Below are 393 nucleotides of genomic sequence, written 5' to 3' on the forward strand. Positions count from 1 at the left end.
GCATGTTGCCACGAATTCCGTTTCGTGACTCAGCGACTCGTAAACGACGCTAACCGTTTGGAACGCTTGGCGCGCGGCCCATGATTCGAACGCATCCGCTTTCGCGTCAGCCTCGGCCCATTCCGCTACCGTCTGACGCCCGGTCAGGGACGCGGGCGGCGTTGCCCTAACATTGAGCCGCGCGCTATACAGTTCGGTAATTTGGGTTTTCAGCATCGCCGTTCCTTAGATCGCGAGTGCGATCATGTATGCCAGAATCGCGCCGCACACGCATGCGCCCACAAAACCGAGCCACGTAAAGCCCGCTTGCTTTTCTTGGTTGTATCCACGCATTTTCATGTCCTCAGTGTTAGTCGGTTAGTGGGGTTCGCTGTTTCCGTTCCCCATGTACGT

1 protein-coding gene is annotated in these 393 nt (G+C 57.0%); it reads right to left on the reverse strand.

Going from position 1 to position 393, the window contains the following annotated elements; all coding sequences use genetic code 11:
* Positions 1–216 (reverse strand): hypothetical protein (locus tag AC1RPT_RS07720; protein ID WP_481762974.1); only part of this gene is annotated, 216 nt, incomplete at its 3' end.
* Positions 217–393 lie beyond the last annotated feature (177 nt).

The sequence above is a fragment of the Dellaglioa sp. CoH-56-MRSF-11 genome, assembly GCF_056782135.1.